We start from the raw sequence: 18,310 nt of genomic DNA on the forward strand, positions 1-18,310 counted from the left end.
AATCCCTCAGTCCAAAAGAAGTTGCAGTATCGGAGCAAGATTAATTGGTTTTTTGTGATATGACGCCGCCAATGTAACTCCACTATATTGACTATACCCGCGCAGCATCACATGGTACGTACCCGCAGCCGGTGTTGGGAACGTACAGCTCTCCTCGTTTCCTGGCAAATAGGGCCTGCAATCGTATGAAGTGGTCGTTGGTACCTGCCCGAACTTGACGAAGAGATCCACATCCCCAATTCCGCCACTTATCTGGACAATCAGGTTTTTGGCACCTGCTGGAATGGTTACAGTGCGGTAGAGAACAGAGCCCGCAGCCCCTGTCAGATTTGTCTCCAGAAGAGGCGTTGTGGCAGGGCCCCCAGCGTTGTTTGACTTGAAGTTCGCGGTCACGGTGGTGTTGGCATTGACCGTGAATGAGCAAGCGCCCGTCCCGCTACAAGCACCTCCGCTCCATCCAACAAAGGCACTTCCGGCCGAGGGGCTTGCAGTCAGCGTCGCGATGGTGCCTGGGGTCAGTGATTCGCTACAGGTGCTACCGCAATTGAGCAATCCCCCTGTACGGCTTACTGTGCCCGTCCCCGTGCCGATCTTGGCTACAGAAAGCACGCCTTGGGGAGTTGGAATGAACGTGGCGGTCACATTCCTTGCCGCACTCATGGTTACGGTGCAAGACCCAGTTCCTGAACAATCGCCCCCCCACCCAGAGAAGGTGTACCCAGTTCCCACGACTGCAGACAGCGTGACTACAGTGCCCGCGGCGTAGCTTTCGTTGCAGTCCACGCCACAATTAATACCCGCTGGGGAGCTGGTTACCGTGCCCGTCCCCGTTTTGCTCACACTCAGGTCAAAGGTGCCCGAAGTATCCAGGGGCAGCTTTGTCTGCGCTTGATCGGACATCACAGTGGGAACCCGACCAGCGTTCACACCATAGGCGTGATTGGTTCCAAACGTCCATGCGATATTGCTCATCCCGCCACTGAGCAAATGGCAGTAGCTCATGATGGTCCCATTGCCCTGGCCGGCTCCACCGCCCGTAGTTGACGACAGGCCCGGTAAAAAGCCAAAACGACCTGCCCCCCCGAGGGCGATTCCACACTGCCCAGTGGAGTTGCCCGAATAGCAGCAATCAATCGCGCCACCGGTATTGGGAGTTGGTGCAATATAGGGATTATCGTAATCATGCGTATGGGAGCTACCAAACGCATGCCCGATTTCATGGGCAACTACAACCGAATCCCAAATGACTTGCGGATTTGACGGATTGAAATTTCCTTCGATATTTGCACTTACCCCGTAAGCGATCGCCTGGTTGGACAGGCTACCTACATAGGCAATGCCACCTCCAGAATTTTTACCACTTAGCAAGTGAACATGGTGCCGGGAAATAGATGCATTGGCCCCTGCGTTCCAAAAAGTCCGCAACTCATCGAGCATTGCACTTGTGGCAGTCTGGGTCCACGGGTCGGCCGATGTCGTTCTGATCACTATTTGCTTCATATTGAATCGGGTAGCCACTTCGGCCTGGTACCTACTACCGACATAAGTAAGCAGGTCCGTGACGTATGTGAATGCAGCCGACTCAGAGCCAAAATTTTGGTAGAACTCATAGTCGCTATCAATAATTATGTCAGCACGCCGCAGGCTTCCTGCTTTCTCTTCACCCAGAATTTTTTGTGAATTCTCTCTACCGGTTTTCAGTAGATTTTCAATGCCGAGCTTCCGCTGCCCAGGATCGGATTGAAGAAATTCCGGACTTACTCCGCAAGAGAATTCTCTGTTGACAAAGTCCTTTTGATGATCGACAAGGCGCGAAACAGCTCCCCCTGAGCCACCGCCCCTTGCAGGCAATAATTCATTAACAACGGTTTCTTTTCCTCGGTGAATGATCGTCCTGATCTCACCACTAGGGTTCACCGTGACGAAGGCGTAGCTATCAGAATTTCCCTCGAGTGCTCCCACGAAATGAGCACTCGCAGCAAGCGGAAATGCCCTAGAACCCTTTTCATCAACAACAATGAACTGTGTATCCCCGTTTATTACTTCCGAGCGACGCAATATGAGATTAACAACCGAAGGAAGTTCATCATTAATCTTGAGATTTTGAATATGAAGGGCTTCGCCAGGCTTGATACTCATGGCCGTAAGCGCTAGTTTTTCAGACGGCGCCTCTCCCGGCGTAAGCTCCATAATCTGCTGGGCATGAGCCCCCACCAAATAGAAGGCAAACGCAGCAACTGCCAGAGATTTGGTGAATCGCCAACTCAATTTATCGAACATTGTTTTATTTTTCATAGTGATAAACGATCACCAAATTAATTTAGCACACCCATGGTCGCTCCCCCCCAACACGTGAGGATTTGCACCCCAAAGACTGCAGCTCAAAAATCTAGCGCAAATGCGTAAGAACAGCAAGAGCATCTTCACTAGCCAGGCGCTCCTGAGATGCGGTCCAAATCAGGCAAAAAGGCAATTCCCATGTTCACGGAACAACGCCCATCCCGCAACATCTGCAAGCCACTTATCAGTGGCGTCCACCACACCCAGTCTGAGTGCGCCTGCGCCTCCCACCCCTTCCCGGCCCCAGGACCATCCAAAGCCCAACCCAGCTACGCTCGCGCCAAGACGCCAGACTCTCAGAAGCGCAAAAATGCACACCATGTAAACAGCATTTTTAATACCAATATATTATAAATATAGTTTTAATGCATTCAGAAAATTCGCGCATTCAAATTCAGCTTACTTAGTAGCCTACTTTTTCAGGAATGGCTTTAACACAGACTGTAGTGTTTGCATCACGCGCCACGATCGCGATCCCACAATATCCCGGTAAACCTGCTGAAGCTGCATGTGACTTGCACTGAGATGGGCCAACTGAGTGCGAAGCAGACCATTCTCCGCGTCAACCTCTGCGGCGCTCTCCTGCGCTACCCTCACGGCATTTTGATTCAGTTCTGACGCCCGCAAGTGCGCTACTTCCAGTTGCTCCAATTGAGAACGCAACATCCTGTTTTCAGTCTCAATTCTCTCGTTTTCGGATTTCAACGCTGAAATCTCTAGTTGCGTGGCTTCATTTTTACCCCCGGATGGCTGGCCGTCGGGCGCATATTCCTGGGCGTCCTCGGCCCTTCGGCCAAACCCCTTCACTGAATAGGTTGACCGCGGGCTAGCACGCCACTCCTGAAGACGCTCCTTGAAGAGTTGGCACGCGTATTCATACAATTTTTGGTCGTATTCAACCTGCCCGGCAATTATTTCCCTTGCACGATTACTCACTTGATCGACTGAAATTCGAGATCTGTTTTCCATTTCAGGGCCGATTTTATAATCACTCAGATCTGGAATCATGCAACGCAAAAGTTCCAGCGACTCTGGAAAACTCTCAGTGATTCCAAAAAAATCCAAAGCTGCCAGATTCTTCTTGGCACTCTCAAGATGCTGCGCCAGATCATCACCGGAATAGGTAGAAAGATACATGGTTTGCTGATTACCCAATGCACCATCCACAATCACGGCATTATCTGAACACACAAACTCCTCCAGGGAGGCCCGCTGCGCAAAGACAAGCGCATCACGCTCCACGGTATTTGCAACCTTATAATGAGGATCATCAGGTTGGAAGTTTTTCTCGTCGTGCCAAGATTTATATTGAGAAATAGTGCGCTTCAACGGATCACGAACAAAAGTTGCCAAAAACGCGCCCGGGCAGAATCGCAGGAGATCTCTATAGTAAAAGTGACCAAAAACAAATGGCGATGCCCCTTCATTTCGAAAATACATTTCAAGCGACTCCGGCTTGTCATTTCTGTCAAGTCCAGTAAAAGCCCGAGATTTCTCAAAACCTACGCCTTGAGACAAAATATAGTTTTCGAATGCGGTCCCGGAGCATTTCGGTATATGCACGAACGCAAATGGAGTCTTAAGGCCGGATAGTTCGCCATGCTGATCGCCATCCGCGGTACAGCGGATATCTGAAAATTTCATAACAAATATATCTATTCGAAGATTAGAGAATTCGAGACACGATCAGAACGGAAATGGACATCAAGATGATGGCGGGAGGGGCGCCATTCAACGCACCTCTTACGCACTTCTCAAAAGCTGGCCTATCTATGCAACGGCGGAGGGCGCAGCACGCGCCCCAACCCCGCCGAATGAAGGCCCACAGACCAGCATGTGGAACCTCTCGACTGACAGCAAGGGCTCATGAATCAATGCAGGCAAGGGCCACTCACTATATCTTTGAACCCATCGTCCGCCAGATCGCAAACCCCCTCTGCAGCGCACCTGTGCAAGCAGCCACCGCACCGCCCACCAGGTTCCGAAATCTGTAGGGCATCTTGAAACCGCCACAAATGCCCGTATCATTAGCACTCACCGCAGACGAGTGCTAACACCGCCTTGGCTGCCGGAAGTTTGGTAGCGCCTGGGCCTCCAGGCGCTGAGTACGTCAGCTTTTTACTGAAAACAGGAGCATTGCAATGAACCTTCGCCCTCTGCACGATCGCGTGATCGTCAAGCGTATCGAAAGCGAAACCACGACGGCCTCCGGCATCGTGATCCCTGACAACGCCGCTGAAAAGCCCGATCAAGGTGAAGTGCTGGCCGTCGGCCCCGGCAAGAAGAACGACAAGGGCGACGTGATTGCCCTGAACGTGAAGGTCGGTGACCGCGTTCTGTTCGGCAAGTACTCGGGCCAGACTGTCAAGGTCAACGGCGATGAGCTGCTGGTCATGAAGGAAGACGATCTGTTCGCAGTTGTGGAGAAATAAAGCTACTGCGCAGGCGCCAGGCGTCGTTGCGCGGTGCTCGCAATCCTCACGTACAGGAAGTACGTTCCGGTTGCTGCACTCCGTGCGCCTAGCCTGACACCTGCTCGCTACGCTTTCTTTCCCCACAACCCGTTATCCGTTTAACGATTTTCAGAATTTAGGAGCCAAACATGGCAGCAAAAGACGTAGTTTTCGGCGGCGAAGCCCGCGCACGCATGGTTGAAGGCGTGAACATCCTGGCCAACGCGGTTAAGGTGACTCTGGGCCCCAAGGGTCGCAATGTGGTGCTGGAGCGCTCGTTCGGCGCCCCTACCGTGACCAAGGACGGTGTGTCCGTGGCCAAGGAAATCGAACTCAAGGACAAGCTGCAGAACATGGGCGCCCAGCTCGTGAAGGAAGTGGCCTCCAAGACCAGCGACAACGCTGGTGACGGCACCACCACCGCTACGGTGCTGGCACAAGCCATCGTTCGCGAAGGCTTCAAGTACGTGGCCGCCGGCATCAACCCGATGGACCTGAAGCGCGGTATCGACAAGGCTGTGACGGCCCTGGTTGCCGAGCTGAAGAAGGCTTCCAAGCCCACCACCACGTCCAAGGAAATCGCCCAAGTGGGTTCGATCTCCGCCAACTCCGACGAAACCATCGGCAAGCTGATCGCTGACGCCATGGACAAGGTTGGCAAGGAAGGCGTGATCACCGTGGAAGACGGCAAGTCGCTGGACAGCGAACTGGACGTCGTGGAAGGCATGCAGTTTGACCGCGGCTACCTGTCGCCCTACTTCATCAACAACCCAGAAAAGCAATCCGCGATTCTGGACAACCCCTTCGTGCTGCTGTTCGACAAGAAGATCAGCAACATCCGCGACCTGCTGCCTACGCTGGAGCAAGTTGCCAAGGCTGGCCGTCCCCTGCTGATCATTGCCGAAGAAGTCGAAGGCGAAGCCCTGGCTACGCTGGTGGTCAACACGATTCGCGGCATCCTGAAGGTTGTGGCTGTGAAGGCTCCAGGCTTTGGCGACCGTCGCAAGGCCATGCTGGAAGACATCGCCATCCTGACGGGCGGCAAGGTCATCGCTGAAGAAGTGGGCCTGACGCTCGAAAAGGTGACCCTGGCCGACCTGGGCCAAGCCAAGCGCATCGAAGTGGGCAAGGAAAACACCATCATCATCGACGGCGCCGGTGCTGCTGCTGACATCGAAGCCCGCGTCAAGCAAGTGCGCGTGCAGATCGAAGAAGCCACGTCCGACTACGACCGCGAAAAGCTGCAAGAGCGCGTGGCCAAGCTGGCTGGCGGTGTGGCCGTGATCAAGGTCGGCGCTGCCACCGAAGTCGAAATGAAGGAAAAGAAGGCCCGCGTGGAAGACGCACTGCACGCTACCCGTGCAGCTGTGGAAGAAGGCGTTGTGGCTGGCGGCGGCGTGGCTCTGCTGCGTGCCAAGCAAGCTGTGGGCGACTCGGTCAAGGGCGACAACGCCGACCAGGAAGCCGGTATCAAGCTGGTGCTCAAGGCCATCGAAGCGCCTCTGCGCGAAATCGTGAACAACGCTGGTGGCGAAGCCTCGGTGGTGGTGAACGCTGTGTTGGCCGGCAAGGGCAACTACGGCTTCAATGCCTCGAACGACACCTACGGCGACATGCTCGAACTGGGCATTCTGGACCCCACGAAGGTCACCCGTACGGCCCTGCAAAACGCTGCCTCCGTGGCATCGCTGCTGCTGACGACCGAAGCCATGGTTGCTGAAGCACCCAAGGACGAGGCCGGTTCTGGCGGCGGCATGCCCGACATGGGTGGCATGGGCGGCATGGGCGGCATGGGCATGTAATGGCCGGCCGCTCCGGGTGGAACCCAGGTTCTGCCCGGTAGCCCCAAAAGAAACCCCGCAGGTTGCAAAACCTGCGGGGTTTTTTCCTTGCCGGGCCGACATCCACGGGTGAATGCCGCCGGAGCAGCAGATCGCCCCGATGGGTCGGTCAGAACCTGTAGGTCGCGCTCAGCACCACATTGCGCCGTGTCGCCCACCAGCAGTCACCACGCGCCAGACAGGTGCTCATGTACTTCTTGTCGGCCAGGTTGCTGATATTGAGCGCGTAGCGCCAGTCCTGGCTGTCGTAGGCCAGCAGCGCATCCACCACACCGGCCGCCGGAACCTCGGGCCCCGTGCCGTCGCGGAACGACGACAGCCAGCGGTACCCCGCACCGGCCGAGAAGCCGCGCACGCCGCCAATGGAAAACCGGTACACGCCCCACACGGCCGCCTGGTGGCGCGGCAGGTTTTCCAGCAGCGGATCGACGTCCGTGTAGTTGTAGTGGGCGGTCAGGTCAAACGCCGTAGCCACGCGCGCCTTGTATTCCAGCTCCAGGCCCTTGTTGCGGGTCTGGCCCACCTGCAGCGAGTTGTCGGGGTTGGTCGGGTCGGCCACCTTCTGGTTCTTTTCCTTGAGGTCGTACACCGCCGCCGTGAACTGGGTGGTGCCGCCTGAGGGGGCATATTTCACGCCCACCTCGATCTGTTCGCCCTCCAGCGGCTTGAAGCGCTGGCCCGAGGCATTGGTGCCGCTCACGGGGCTGAAGGATTCGGCATAACTGATGTAGGGGGTCCAGCCGCCCCCCAACTGGTACATCACACCGAGGCGTTTGGTGGTGTCGCTGGTGCGGTCGTCGGACTGGCCTGCCAGGCTGTTCACAGCACGGTCGTGGCGCAGGCCGGCGATGAAGATCCAGTTGCCCCACTTCATCTGGTCCTGCACATACAGGCCGCTTTGGCGCTGCACGTTCTCAGGCCGTGCGATGAGCGTCGGGTTCAGAACATGGCCGTACACCGGGGCGTAGGCATCGATGGGCGTGTTGTACGCATCGTCGGCCTCGTTCTTGTTCTCGGTCTGCCGATTCCAGTCCACACCCAGCAGCAGTTGGTGGCTGAGGGCGCCGGTGGTGAGGTTGCCCTGCAGGTGGGTGTCCACCGCCGCCATGCGGGTGCGCGTGACGTTCTTGCCGTAGACGCGGTCAATCAGCCGCTGGTTGACAGGGTCTGCGCCCCAGCCACCCGGGATGGTGAAGAAATCGGCATAGTGGTAGCCACCGCGGTTCTCATTGCGTGCCACGCGCAGGTTCTGGCGCACCGCCCATGCGTCGTTGAAGCGGTGCTCGAACAGGTAGCCGAGGGATTGCCGGTCGCTGTCGTAATAGTCGCCCGGCTCGCCGATGAAGCGGTTGATGGGAAGCTGGCCATTGGGGTTGGGCAACAGCGTGCCCGACCAGGGCAGGAACTGCGCCGTGGTGCCCGTGCGGTCCTGCTGCCAGTGGGCCTGCAGGACCAGCGAGGTGGCGGCATTGGGGCGCCAGGCCAGCGATGGCGCGATCAGTCGGCGGTCGTTCTGCACATAGTCCGTCTGCGTGTCCGCATCGCGCGCCACGGCCACAAGACGGTACGACCATTCGCCGTCCTTCGTGAGCGGGCCGGTCAGGTCGGCCTGCAGCTGCTTGCGGCTCCAGCTGCCCAGCTGCACGCCCACTTCGCGCTGCGCTTCCTGCAACGGGCGCTTGCTGACCATGTTGACCACGCCCGCCACCGTGCCCGCGCCAAACAGCATGCCCGACGGGCCGCGCAGCACTTCAATGCGCTCGAGCGTGTAGGGTTCGGCGGGGGTGGTGCTGGTGTACCAGTTGTAGTTCTGGCGCAAACCATCCAGGTACGTGTCGGGGGAGCTGCCGCGCACCCGCACACTGTCGGCGCGGCTGTCCAGGCCATAGGCGTCGCTGCGCACCCCGGCGGCATACAGCAGCGACTCTTGGAAGGTCGTCGCGCCCTGGTCCACGATCTGGTCGCGCGTGACCACGGTGACGGACTGGGGGGTTTCGGCCAGGGGCGTGTCGGTCTTGGTGGCCGTGGCCGCGTTGCGGGCACGGTAGCCGACCACCGGCGCGGTGGCCGATTCTTTCTCGGCGCTCGCGTCCACGCGCACCTCGGACAAGGTGGCTCCCACGTCCTGGGCCTGGGCCGCGACCCAGGCGGGGACGCCTCCAAAAGCCAACGCAATACCCATGCAGACTGCGGTCCGCTGATGCTGAAGTTTCATGATTACCAAGAATAGAAATAAGAATGATTATTATTCTAAAAATCAAACCACACAGGTGCGCGTTTCAGACAGAAGATGTCGTACAACAGCAACAAGTTGTGCTCGGATCGCAGTGAGATTGCTTCTATTTTTATAGCTGTTTGCGCTTATCAAGAAAGCGTCAGAGCCACTTTTGACCAGTATTCGGGCTGCACAAGGTTGCGGTACCTCTCTGGTACCCCGGAGCCCCCGCCACACCCCCACAAAAAAGCCCGCTGACCGTAAGACCAGCGGGCTTGGCGCGGGCGGACTCAGAGAGAGCCCGCAGCGGCGTCGCAAAGATCAGCCCTCGCTGGGCTGCACCCACCAGTAGATCAGCAGCAGCACGCCGATGCCGGTCAGCGTCAGCAGTTGCCACCAACCCGAGCGGCCAATGTCGTGCAGTCGGCGCGCGCCCACGGCGAATGCGGGCAGCAGCAGTGCAATGGAGACGATGCCGGAGACCACGTCACCCAGGAAGCTGGCGATCACCATGACGATGACCTGGAACAGGAAAAACCACCAGAACTCGGAGCGCACGGCGCGGCCCGAGAAACCCGCGTACTGCCCCAGGCAGCTTTTGATAGCCGAAACAAAATCCATACTGAACTCCCTCTCTTTGAAACGTGAAGCCGCTGTGGCAGGGCCAAGCCCCGCGCCATGATAGGGGCGCGCAGGGCAGCAAGTCCACACGCCCAGTCACCCCACCGACTACGCCTCACTCTGCAGGTGGACCAGGGAACAATGGATGCTTCTATTGTTATAGCTATCAGCGCTTACAGGACAAGCACTAGAGCCCTATTTCGCATCAAATCCTGGAAAACTCACACGGCCTTGCGCAGCGCATGCGTCTCGCGCGCCAGCTGGGTGATGCGCGCCCAGTCGCCCGCGCGCACGGCGTCGGCGGGCGTCAGCCACGAACCGCCCACACAGCGCACATTGGGCAGCGCCAGGTAGTTGGGCGCAGTGGCCAGGCTGATGCCACCCGTGGGGCAAAAGCTGACCTGGCCAAACGGACTGGCCCAGGCCTTGAGCAAAGGGATGCCGCCCGCGGCCTCGGCCGGGAAGAGCTTCAGGAACGAGAACCCATCGGCCAGCGCGGCCATGATTTCGCTGGACGTGGCCACACCGGGCAGAAGCGGCAAATTCAGGCCCTTGCAGGCGCCGCCCACTTCGGAGGTGTAACCCGGGCTCACCGCAAAACGTGCACCGGCCTCGCTCGCGCGGCGCGCATCGTCGGCGTTGAGCACCGTGCCCACGCCCACCACGGCCTCGGGCAAATTGCGCGCAATGGCTTCGATGGCGGGCAGGCCAGCAGCGGTGCGCAGTGTGACTTCCAGCACCTTCACGCCGCCGGCCAGCAGCGCCTCGGCCAGGGGCAGCGCGTCTTCCACGCGGTCGATCACGATGACGGGGATGACGGGGCCATGGCTGGCGATGTCAATGGGATTCATGGAAATACTCCTTGATGTTGGATGCCGCACGCGGCGTTTGACAGGGGCGCGGCCCATACCAGTGCACCCGTGGAACTGGCTTCGCCAGGCCACCGGGTGCGTCCCCCTCCCGCGCAGCGAGAGAGGGGGAAGGCGCGCAGCGACTCAGGGGGTGCATCCTGCTACAACCATGTGCAGGCTCCTTGTTCGGCACCGCCTGCGTGGCGGCGAAAGTTGGTAAACAGTTCCCGGCCAAAGCCGGTGGCGGGAGGCGCGGCGTACGGCGCCACGGGGCGAGCGGCCCAGGTGGCTTCATCGACCAGCACATCCAGCGTGCCGGCAACGGCGTCCACCCGCACGATGTCGCCGTCCAGCACCTTGGCCAGCGGGCCACCGGCCAGTGCCTCGGGCGTGACGTGGATGGCGGCGGGCACCTTGCCCGATGCGCCGCTCATGCGGCCGTCGGTGACCAGCGCCACTTTGAAGCCCTGGTTCTGCAGCACGGCCAGCGGAGGGGTGAGCTTGTGCAGCTCAGGCATGCCATTGGCCTGCGGGCCCTGAAAGCGCACCACGGCCACCATGTCCTGCTGCACCTCGCCCGCAGCAAAGGCGGCGAGCAAAGCCTCTTGCGAATCGAACACGCGCGCAGGCGCTTCGATGATGTGGCGGTCTTCGGGCACGGCCGACACCTTGATCACCGCGCGACCCAGGCGCCCTTGCAGCAGGCGCAGACCGCCGGTGGGCGAGAACGGCCGGGTCACGGGGCGCAACACGGTTTCGTCGCCCGACACCGCCGGGGCGCCCTGCCCGCCTGCGGCAATGCCGCCGGTGTTCACGCTCATCACATCGGGGTGCATGAAGCCGCCGGACAGCAGTTCACGTAGGATCCACGCGGGGCCGCCTGCGGCCTGGAACTGGTTCACATCGGCATCGCCATTGGGGTACACGCGGGCCAGCAGCGGCACGGCGGACGACAGTTCGTCAAAGTCCGACCAGTCGATTAGGATGCCCGCGCTGCGCGCAATGGCCACCCAGTGGATCAGATGGTTGGTGGAGCCGCCCGTGGCCAGCAAGGCCACCATGGCATTGACGATGCAGCGCTCGTCCACCACGCGTCCGATGGGCGTGAAGCGCGCACCGCGCTTGCCGATGTCGAGCACCGTGCGCACGGCCTGCCGCGTGAAGGCTTCGCGCTCTTCGGTGCCCGGCGGCGCAAAAGCCGCGCCGGGCACGTGCAGGCCCATGGCTTCCAGCAGCATCTGGTTGCTGTTGGCCGTGCCGTAGAAGGTGCAGGTGCCGGGGCTGTGGTACGCGGCGGATTCGGCCTTGAGCAATTCATCCCGCCCCACGAGGCCTTGCGCGTACTGCTCACGCACCTTGGACTTGTCCTTGTTCGACAGGCCGGTGCCCATGGGGCCTGCGGGCACAAACACGCAGGGCAGGTGCCCGTAGTGCAGCGCGCCGATCAAAAGGCCGGGCACGATCTTGTCGCACACGCCCAGCAGCAGTGCGCCATCGAACACATCATGGGACAGCGCTACCGCAGTGGCCATGGCAATGGCATCGCGGGAGAACAGCGACAGCTCCATGCCGGGCGTGCCCTGCGTCACGCCGTCGCACATGGCAGGCACGCCGCCTGCCACCTGCACCGTGGCGCCGTGCTGGGCGGCCTCATCCCGCAGCACGGTGGGGTAACTTTGGTAGGGCTGGTGGGCCGACAACATGTCGTTGTAGGCCGTGACCACGCCGATGTTGGGCGCCTTTTCGACCGTGACCTTGAACTTGTCAGAGCCCGGCAGTGCCGCATAGGCATGGGCCAGATTGGCACAGCCCATGCGGTCTTGTGCAGGCTTGCGGGCGATCATGGCGTCGATGCCTGCGAGGTAAGCGCCGCGGGTGTCTGCGCTGCGCTGGACAATGCGCTCGGTCACGCGCGCTACAACTGGGTGCATGGAAGTCTCCATCGGTGGGTGGCAGGACCCCGTGCATGGCGCCGGAGCCCGTTGTCTGAGGCCCTAGAATGTAACTCGATAACCACCCCACTTCAACCCATGCCCCTGCAAACCCTGCCCCTGCCGCCCTCCGAACTGGGCGAATCACCCTTCTGGCACCCCACGGAAAAATCCCTTTACTGGTGTGACATTCAGGGACAAGCAGTACATGCATGGCATCCTGAAAGCGGTCGCCACCGGCAATGGCGCATGCCCACTGAGCCCGGCTGCTGCGCGCCTGCAGCGGGCGGGCGGTTGGTAATCGGGTTACGAAACGGTTTCTACCTTCTGGATACGGCGAAGGACAGTGCCGATCCCACCGCCCTCGCCTGCCTGGCCCTGCTGCCACCTGATCAGCACGACACCGCTGTGCTGCGCCTGAATGATGGCCGCTGCGACACCGCAGGGCGATTCTGGGCGGGCTCCGTCATCACGCCCCGCATTGCTCCCCATGCCGCGCTGTGGTGCCTGCAGGCCGACCCGGCCAGCGCCACGGGCTACCGCGTGCGCCATATGGCAGGCGACAACTTCACCGCCAACGGCCTGGCCTTCAGCCCCGACAACCGCACGCTGTACTGGTCCAACACGCCCGAGCACCGCATTGACCGGTTTGACTTTGATGTGGCAACGGGTGAGATCACGAACCGCCGCCCCTGGGTGCAGTTCGACCGCAAGGTGGAAGGCCCGCCTTACGGCGGCAGGCCCGATGGCGCGGCGGTGGATGTGGAAGGCAACTACTGGGTGGCGATGTACGAAGGCGCTTGTGTGTTGCAACTCTCGCCATCGGGTGAGGTGCTGCAGCGCATTGCAGTGCCAGTGCAGTGCCCGACCATGGTGTGTTTTGGGGGGGAGGATTTGCGGACGTTGTTCATTACGTCGGCGCGGGCGGGGAGGCCGATAGAGGAGCAGGAGGCAGAGGTTCCGGCAGGGTCGCTGTTCAGCTTTCGGATGGAGGTGGCGGGACTACCTACGAACTTTTTTAGGAAATGACCGGACGCGAAGTACCAACCTAGTCAATGGAACAAAGATCAAATGGATACACCACGAAAAATCACGATCCACTCAGTGCATGATGAGTGCGTCCCTGACACTCTCCGGGTTCCGCCCTGAGTATGGAGGACCAGACACAGAAACGTTTTTCGCTACGGCAACGTTGGGCCACTGGTTTGCAGAGGTCAGTGCGTCAACCTACATGACCCAAAATCTCGGCGATTTTTTCCGTGACCTGGCCGCTAACTGGCGCGGCTGGCAAGGCGAAAAATCTTGGGGTACGTTGGAAGGAGAAGTTACGCTCACAGCGACATCAGACGGCACGGGACACATAACTATGAAATTCACACTTTCACAGCCGTATACGGGATTTGAGTGGCAAGTCTCGGGAGCGTTGGAGCTTGAAGCAGGAAGCCTTGAACGACTCGCCATTGTGGTGTCGGACGCATGGAACAAGCCATCGATCTAAATAGCTACTGGGGAACCTCTTCGCCCACTCAGCAGGTCGAGCAGCCAATGGGGAAGTCCTCAAGCGCCTTCAACACGTCATAACACGCCCCCATGTTGTGATAGTCCACCTTCCCCGCATTGCTCTTCTCGTGGGTGGTGTTGCGGTTGTCGCGGTGCAGGATGCGAAACCACGCACCATGTTCGTGGTCCACGAAGTGCTCCCAGCAGTAGGCCCAGATGCGGTCGTACCACTGCCAATACCGATCGTCGCCCGTGCGCACAGCCAGAACGACAGCGGCGGCCATGCTCTCGGCCTGCACCCAGTGGTATTTGCCGTCGTCGCAGATGCTGCCGTCAGGCGCCATGCCGTAGTACAGGCCGCCGTGTTCGGCATCCCAGCCGAGTTCTACAGCGGCATCGAACAGGCGCTGTGCGCAGGGCAGGTGCCAGTCGGCGGGTAACAGGGCATCAAGTTGCAGCAGCAGCTTGGCCCATTCGGTCTGGTGGCCGATCTGGTAGCCCCAGGGGCGAAAGATGTTGCTGCGGTCGTGGCGGTTGTAGTCCCAGTCCACCGACCAGTCGGCATGGAAGTGCTCCCACACCCAGCCTTCCGCAGCCGGGGCGCTGGCAGGGTTGGATAACGCCGCCTGCCGCTCGCAAATGCCTTGCGCCAGTTGCTCGGCACGCTCGATGTAGCGGCGCTCGCCCGTGGCGCGGAAGGCCGAGATCAGGGCCTCGCAGGCGTGCATGTTGGCGTTCTGGCCCCGATAGCCTGTGAGCTGCCAATCGGGACTGGCCTCGTCGGCGTACAAGCCTGCGGCGGGTTGCCAGAAATGCTGTTCGGCGGTATCAAAGGCCTGGGCCAGCCACTGGCGGGCTTCGGGTACTCCGGCTTCAAAGGCGCGGGCGTAGGCCAGCATCACAAAGGCCATGCCGTAGCAGTGGCGCGCGGCGTCTTGTACGGTGGCTCGCCCTTCATTCCAGTCGATCAGCCAGGCGTAGCCGCCCGTGGCGGGGTCGAGGAACGCGGTGCGCAGAAACTGCAGCGCGTGCAACATGCCAGCCTGGTAGCGCTGCTCGCCCGTGGTGCGGTACAGCATGGCGTGCGTGACCACAAAACGGGTAGCGCTGACCAAGTGGCGGGTGCGCGTGTCGTACACCGTGCCGTCATCCAGGAAGAAGTGGTACTGCCCGCCGCTCGCGTCGGCGGCCACGGGGTCGTAGAACGCCATGGTCTGGCGGATGTGCGCGCGCAGAAAGTCGGCAGAGCGGTAATTCGGCCGGGGTGCAGTCATGGTGTCTCCTCGAAAAATCGCCACTGCCCGTGGTCGCGCCGCCTCACGGCGGTGGCCACGGATCTTCTTCAGACGCCGGTGCGCAGCTGGGCAAGCAGCCCGGCGGTGGAGCCATCCAGCCCCGCAGCGTCGCCACTGGCCAGCCGCGCCTCAATGTCCTTGGCCAGCACCTTGCCCAGTTCCACGCCCCACTGGTCAAAGCTGTTGATGCCCCACAGGCTGCCGCTCACAAACACGCGGTGCTCCTGCAGCGCAATCAGCGCGCCCAGCGATGCGGGGGTGAGCGCATCCAGCAGCAAGAAGGTGCTGGGCCGGTTGCCCGGGAAGTGGCGGTGCCCATCTTCCCCTTCCTTGCCCACCATCAGCGCCTGGGCCTGCGCCAGGGCGTTGGCCAGCAGCTTGTTGTGATGGCCCGGGAGTGGGTGGGTGGGCTGGCGCACGGCGATGAGTTCCAGCGGCAGCACGTCGGTGCCCTGATGCAGCATCTGGAAGAACGCGTGTTGGCCGTTAGTGCCCGGCTCGCCCCACAGCACGGGCGACGTGGCATAGGGCAGCGGCTGGCCGTCCAGCCCCACGCGCTTGCCATTGCTCTCCATCTCCAGTTGCTGCAGATAGGCCGGCAGGCGGCGCAATGCGGCATGGTAGGGCGCAATGCAGCGGCTGGTGAAGCCATGGAAGTTGCGGTACCAGATGTCCAGCAGGCCCAGCCGCACCGGCAGGTTCTGCGCCAGCGGCGCTGTGCGGAAATGCTCGTCCATGGCATGGGCACCGGCCAGCAGATCGCGAAAGCCCGCCGAGCCAATCGCAATCGCGATCGGCAGGCCAATGGCGGACCAGAGCGAATAGCGCCCACCCACCCAGTCCCAGAAGCCGAAGGTGGTGGTGATGCCCAGCGCCTGCGCGGCATCGACATTGGTGGTCAGTGCCGCAAAGTGGCGCCCCACATCCTGACCGCCTTGCGCCGCAAACCAGGCCAGCGCCGAGCGCGCGTTGGTCATGGTCTCTGCCGTGGTGAAGGTCTTGGAGGCGATGAGGAACAGCGTGCTCTCGGGCTTGAGCGTGCGCAGTGTGGTGTGCAGCTCATGCCCGTCCACGTTGGAGACAAAGTGCAGCCGCTTGCCCGGTGCGCGGAACTGCTCTAGCGCCAGCACGGTCATGTGCGGGCCCAGGTCCGAGCCGCCGATGCCGATGTTCACCACATCGGTGATGGACTCATGAGCACGCACCGTGTCGGCATAGGCCAGCATCGCATCCAGCGTGGTGTGCACCTGGGCCAGCTTGTGTGCAATGTCTGGCCCGTCGCCGGGCAACGCCAGGCCCCGGGGGCGGCGCAGCAGCGTGTGCAGCACGGCGCGGCCTTCGGTGCTGTTGATGGGCTGGCCGCCGAACATGGCGTCGCGGTGCCGGGTGAGTCCACTGGCACGGGCCATGTCTAGCAGCAGCGCTTCGGTGGTGGCGTCCCACAGGTTCTTGGAAAGGTCCGCAAACACCTCGGGCGCATGCTGGCTGAAGTGCTCAAAGCGCTGCGCATCGCTGGCAAAGGCCTTCCGCAGGTCCAGACGGCTGCCATCTGCGGAGAACGCGGCCTGCAACTGAGGCCACTGCGGAGTTTGGTCGCAACGGAGGGAGGACATGGTGGATTCAGGATGTGGGGAGGTGAAAACCGGCGAGATAGTAACTTGATTACACAATTTATCTAATAATTTTCTGCGCACGAACTGTCAAAAAACGTTTTACAGCCTCTACAGCTACACAATTCAATGTAACGAGATTACAATTTCCAGCCGCAGACGCACAACAACACCCTGATACGGAGACCCCATGAGTTTTGACCTTGTCCTGTTTGGTGGAACAGGTGACCTGGCCTGGCGCAAGCTCATGCCCGCATTGTTTCAGGCGTTCCGGCACGGAACGCTGCCCGAGGGGGGGCGCATCATTGCCGTGGCGCGTGACGAGCTGAGCCACGAACAATACCGCAGCCTGATAAAGGCGCGGTTTGACAGCGTGGAACTGGCCAAGCGCCCCACCCCGGACGAGTTCGAACGCTTTGGCGCGCTGCTGCACTACCTGCGCATGGACCTGTCCAAAACCGACGACTATGCGCGCCTGGCCGCCATGCTGCATGAACGCGGCGCCGACTCGGTGGTGATGTATGTGGCCACCGCGCCCAGCCTGTTCACCAACGTGTGCGAGCAGATCGCCGCCGTGGGCCTGAACGGCCCCACCACCCGCGTGGTGCTGGAAAAACCGCTGGGCCACGACCTCCAATCGAACCAGGCCATCAACGACACGCTGCGCCGCGTGCTCAAGGAAGAGCAGGTCTTTCGCATCGACCACTACCTGGGCAAGCCGTCGGTGCAGAACCTGTTTGCCATGCGCTTTGGCAACGCACTGTTCGAGCCCCTGTGGCGGCGCGAAACCATTGCCAACATCCAGATCACCATTGCCGAAGAACTGGGCGTGGAGTCGCGCGGTGCGTTCTATGACCAGACCGGCGCCCTGCGTGACATGGTGCAGAACCATGCGCTGCAACTGCTGTGTGCCATCGGCATGGAGCCGCCCATCAACTCCAGCGCCAACGCCATCCGCGATGAAAAGCTCAAGGTGCTGCAGTCCCTCAAGCCCTGGAGCATGGAGACCATCGGCCAGCACGTGATTCGCGGTCAGTACGCTGCGGGCAACGTGCACGGCGCGCAAGTGCCCGGCTACCTGCAGGAAAAAGGCGTGGCCCCCGGCAGCACCACCGAAACCTTTGTCGCGCTGCGCACCGAGATCAGCAACTGGCGCTGGGCCGGAGTGCCGTTTTACATCCGCACCGGCAAGCGCCTCGCCGGGCGCGACGCGCACATCGTCGTCAACTTCCGCCCCGTTCCGCACCCCATCTTCAAGACCCCGGTGGGCGCCGCCAACCGCCTGGTGATCAACCTGCAGCCCAAGGACGGGCTGGAGCTGCACCTGCTGGCCCAAGGCGCCGCCCAGCACCAGACGGAGCCCGCGCTGTCGCAGGTGCACCTGAACCTGGACTTCGACCAGCGCTTTGGCACCGAGCGCGTGGGCGCCTACGAGCGCCTGTTGCTCGACGTGATTGCAGGCCGCCTGAACCTGTTTGTGCGCAGCGACGAGCAGGAAGAAGCCTGGCGCTGGGTCGAGCCCATCCTGCAGCACTGGAAGAACGACCCCGTGGGGCCGCGCCCGTACACGGCGGGCAGTTGGGGGCCTAGCTCGGCCAGCGCGATGATTGCGCGCGATGGGTATTGCTGGAGCGAGGAGATGTGAGCGGGGCG

13 protein-coding genes are annotated in these 18,310 nt (G+C 60.9%); 5 read left to right on the top strand and 8 right to left on the bottom strand.

All coding sequences use genetic code 11. From position 1 onward, the window contains the following. Window positions 1–6: 6 nt before the first annotated feature. Together C8C93_RS15555 and C8C93_RS15560 are read right to left on the bottom strand one after the other, a co-directional pair. Window positions 7–2,295 carry a M12 family metallo-peptidase gene (locus C8C93_RS15555; protein ID WP_121507491.1) on the bottom strand — a complete coding sequence of 763 codons (2,289 nt, stop codon included), beginning with the start codon at window positions 2,293–2,295 and terminating at the stop codon, window positions 7–9. Between the two features lie 456 nt (window positions 2,296–2,751). Further along, window positions 2,752–3,984, bottom strand: a complete 1,233-nt coding sequence (locus tag C8C93_RS15560) for a sulfotransferase family 2 domain-containing protein (protein ID WP_121507492.1) — start codon at window positions 3,982–3,984, stop codon at window positions 2,752–2,754. Window positions 3,985–4,481: 497 nt separating this feature from the next. On the opposite strand from C8C93_RS15560, the gene C8C93_RS15565 reads away from it, so the two are divergent. Beyond that, window positions 4,482–4,772, top strand: coding sequence for a co-chaperone GroES (locus tag C8C93_RS15565; RefSeq protein ID WP_055395161.1), 291 nt, complete (start codon window positions 4,482–4,484; stop codon window positions 4,770–4,772). A gap of 170 nt (window positions 4,773–4,942) precedes the next feature. Continuing rightward, window positions 4,943–6,595, top strand: a complete 1,653-nt coding sequence (groL, locus tag C8C93_RS15570; RefSeq protein ID WP_121507493.1) for a chaperonin GroEL — start codon at window positions 4,943–4,945, stop codon at window positions 6,593–6,595. Between the two features lie 148 nt (window positions 6,596–6,743). Here groL and C8C93_RS15575 read toward each other — a convergent pair whose 3' ends face one another. From C8C93_RS15575 to edd, 4 genes are all read right to left on the bottom strand, one after another. After that, on the bottom strand, window positions 6,744–8,849 hold the full coding sequence (locus tag C8C93_RS15575) for a TonB-dependent siderophore receptor (RefSeq protein ID WP_233559436.1): 2,106 nt from the start codon (window positions 8,847–8,849) through the stop codon (window positions 6,744–6,746). 321 nt (window positions 8,850–9,170) lie between these two features. Then, a complete protein-coding gene (locus C8C93_RS15580; RefSeq protein ID WP_121507494.1) occupies window positions 9,171–9,470 on the bottom strand; it encodes a DUF805 domain-containing protein in 300 nt (99 codons plus the stop codon). A gap of 221 nt (window positions 9,471–9,691) precedes the next feature. Beyond that, window positions 9,692–10,321 (bottom strand): bifunctional 4-hydroxy-2-oxoglutarate aldolase/2-dehydro-3-deoxy-phosphogluconate aldolase, encoded by a 630-nt coding sequence (eda, locus tag C8C93_RS15585; RefSeq protein WP_121422374.1) that lies wholly within the window; start codon window positions 10,319–10,321, stop codon window positions 9,692–9,694. A 161-nt stretch (window positions 10,322–10,482) separates the two neighbouring features. Beyond that, window positions 10,483–12,252: a phosphogluconate dehydratase gene (edd, locus tag C8C93_RS15590; protein ID WP_121507495.1), complete on the bottom strand. Its 1,770-nt coding sequence runs from the start codon at window positions 12,250–12,252 to the stop codon at window positions 10,483–10,485. Window positions 12,253–12,351: 99 nt separating this feature from the next. On the opposite strand from edd, the gene C8C93_RS15595 reads away from it, so the two are divergent. Both C8C93_RS15595 and C8C93_RS25040 read left to right on the top strand, forming a co-directional pair. Beyond that, window positions 12,352–13,281, top strand: coding sequence for an SMP-30/gluconolactonase/LRE family protein (locus C8C93_RS15595; RefSeq protein ID WP_121507496.1), 930 nt, complete (start codon window positions 12,352–12,354; stop codon window positions 13,279–13,281). Between the two features lie 82 nt (window positions 13,282–13,363). After that, on the top strand, window positions 13,364–13,750 hold the full coding sequence (locus C8C93_RS25040) for a DUF6228 family protein (RefSeq protein WP_233559438.1): 387 nt from the start codon (window positions 13,364–13,366) through the stop codon (window positions 13,748–13,750). Between the two features lie 28 nt (window positions 13,751–13,778). Here the strand turns inward: C8C93_RS25040 and C8C93_RS15600 are convergent, their stop codons facing one another. Both C8C93_RS15600 and pgi read right to left on the bottom strand, forming a co-directional pair. After that, entirely contained in the window at window positions 13,779–15,026 is a 1,248-nt protein-coding gene (locus C8C93_RS15600; protein ID WP_121507497.1) for an AGE family epimerase/isomerase, read from the bottom strand. A gap of 68 nt (window positions 15,027–15,094) precedes the next feature. Beyond that, a complete protein-coding gene (gene pgi / locus C8C93_RS15605) occupies window positions 15,095–16,660 on the bottom strand; it encodes a glucose-6-phosphate isomerase (protein WP_121507498.1) in 1,566 nt (521 codons plus the stop codon). Between the two features lie 187 nt (window positions 16,661–16,847). On the opposite strand from pgi, the gene zwf reads away from it, so the two are divergent. After that, complete coding sequence (zwf, locus tag C8C93_RS15610; protein WP_121507499.1) at window positions 16,848–18,302, top strand: glucose-6-phosphate dehydrogenase; 1,455 nt, start codon at window positions 16,848–16,850, stop codon at window positions 18,300–18,302. The last annotated feature ends 8 nt before the right edge of the window (window positions 18,303–18,310 follow it).

The organism is Acidovorax sp. 93, assembly GCF_003633835.1.
Classification (GTDB): domain Bacteria; phylum Pseudomonadota; class Gammaproteobacteria; order Burkholderiales; family Burkholderiaceae_C; genus Acidovorax; species Acidovorax facilis.

Bases quoted from the DNA above. Each gene is read 5' to 3' on its own strand.
- C8C93_RS15560 (WP_121507492.1), bottom strand. From the start codon at position 3,984: ATGAAATTTTCAGATATCCGCTGTACCGCGGATGGCGATCAGCATGGC.
- C8C93_RS25040 (WP_233559438.1), top strand. From the start codon at position 13,364: ATGAGTGCGTCCCTGACACTCTCCGGGTTCCGCCCTGAGTATGGAGGA.
- groL (WP_121507493.1), top strand. From the start codon at position 4,943: ATGGCAGCAAAAGACGTAGTTTTCGGCGGCGAAGCCCGCGCACGCATG.
- eda (WP_121422374.1), bottom strand. From the start codon at position 10,321: ATGAATCCCATTGACATCGCCAGCCATGGCCCCGTCATCCCCGTCATC.
- C8C93_RS15575 (WP_233559436.1), bottom strand. From the start codon at position 8,849: ATGAAACTTCAGCATCAGCGGACCGCAGTCTGCATGGGTATTGCGTTG.
- C8C93_RS15580 (WP_121507494.1), bottom strand. From the start codon at position 9,470: ATGGATTTTGTTTCGGCTATCAAAAGCTGCCTGGGGCAGTACGCGGGT.
- pgi (WP_121507498.1), bottom strand. From the start codon at position 16,660: ATGTCCTCCCTCCGTTGCGACCAAACTCCGCAGTGGCCTCAGTTGCAG.
- C8C93_RS15555 (WP_121507491.1), bottom strand. From the start codon at position 2,295: ATGAAAAATAAAACAATGTTCGATAAATTGAGTTGGCGATTCACCAAA.
- edd (WP_121507495.1), bottom strand. From the start codon at position 12,252: ATGCACCCAGTTGTAGCGCGCGTGACCGAGCGCATTGTCCAGCGCAGC.
- zwf (WP_121507499.1), top strand. From the start codon at position 16,848: ATGAGTTTTGACCTTGTCCTGTTTGGTGGAACAGGTGACCTGGCCTGG.
- C8C93_RS15595 (WP_121507496.1), top strand. From the start codon at position 12,352: ATGCCCCTGCAAACCCTGCCCCTGCCGCCCTCCGAACTGGGCGAATCA.
- C8C93_RS15565 (WP_055395161.1), top strand. From the start codon at position 4,482: ATGAACCTTCGCCCTCTGCACGATCGCGTGATCGTCAAGCGTATCGAA.
- C8C93_RS15600 (WP_121507497.1), bottom strand. From the start codon at position 15,026: ATGACTGCACCCCGGCCGAATTACCGCTCTGCCGACTTTCTGCGCGCG.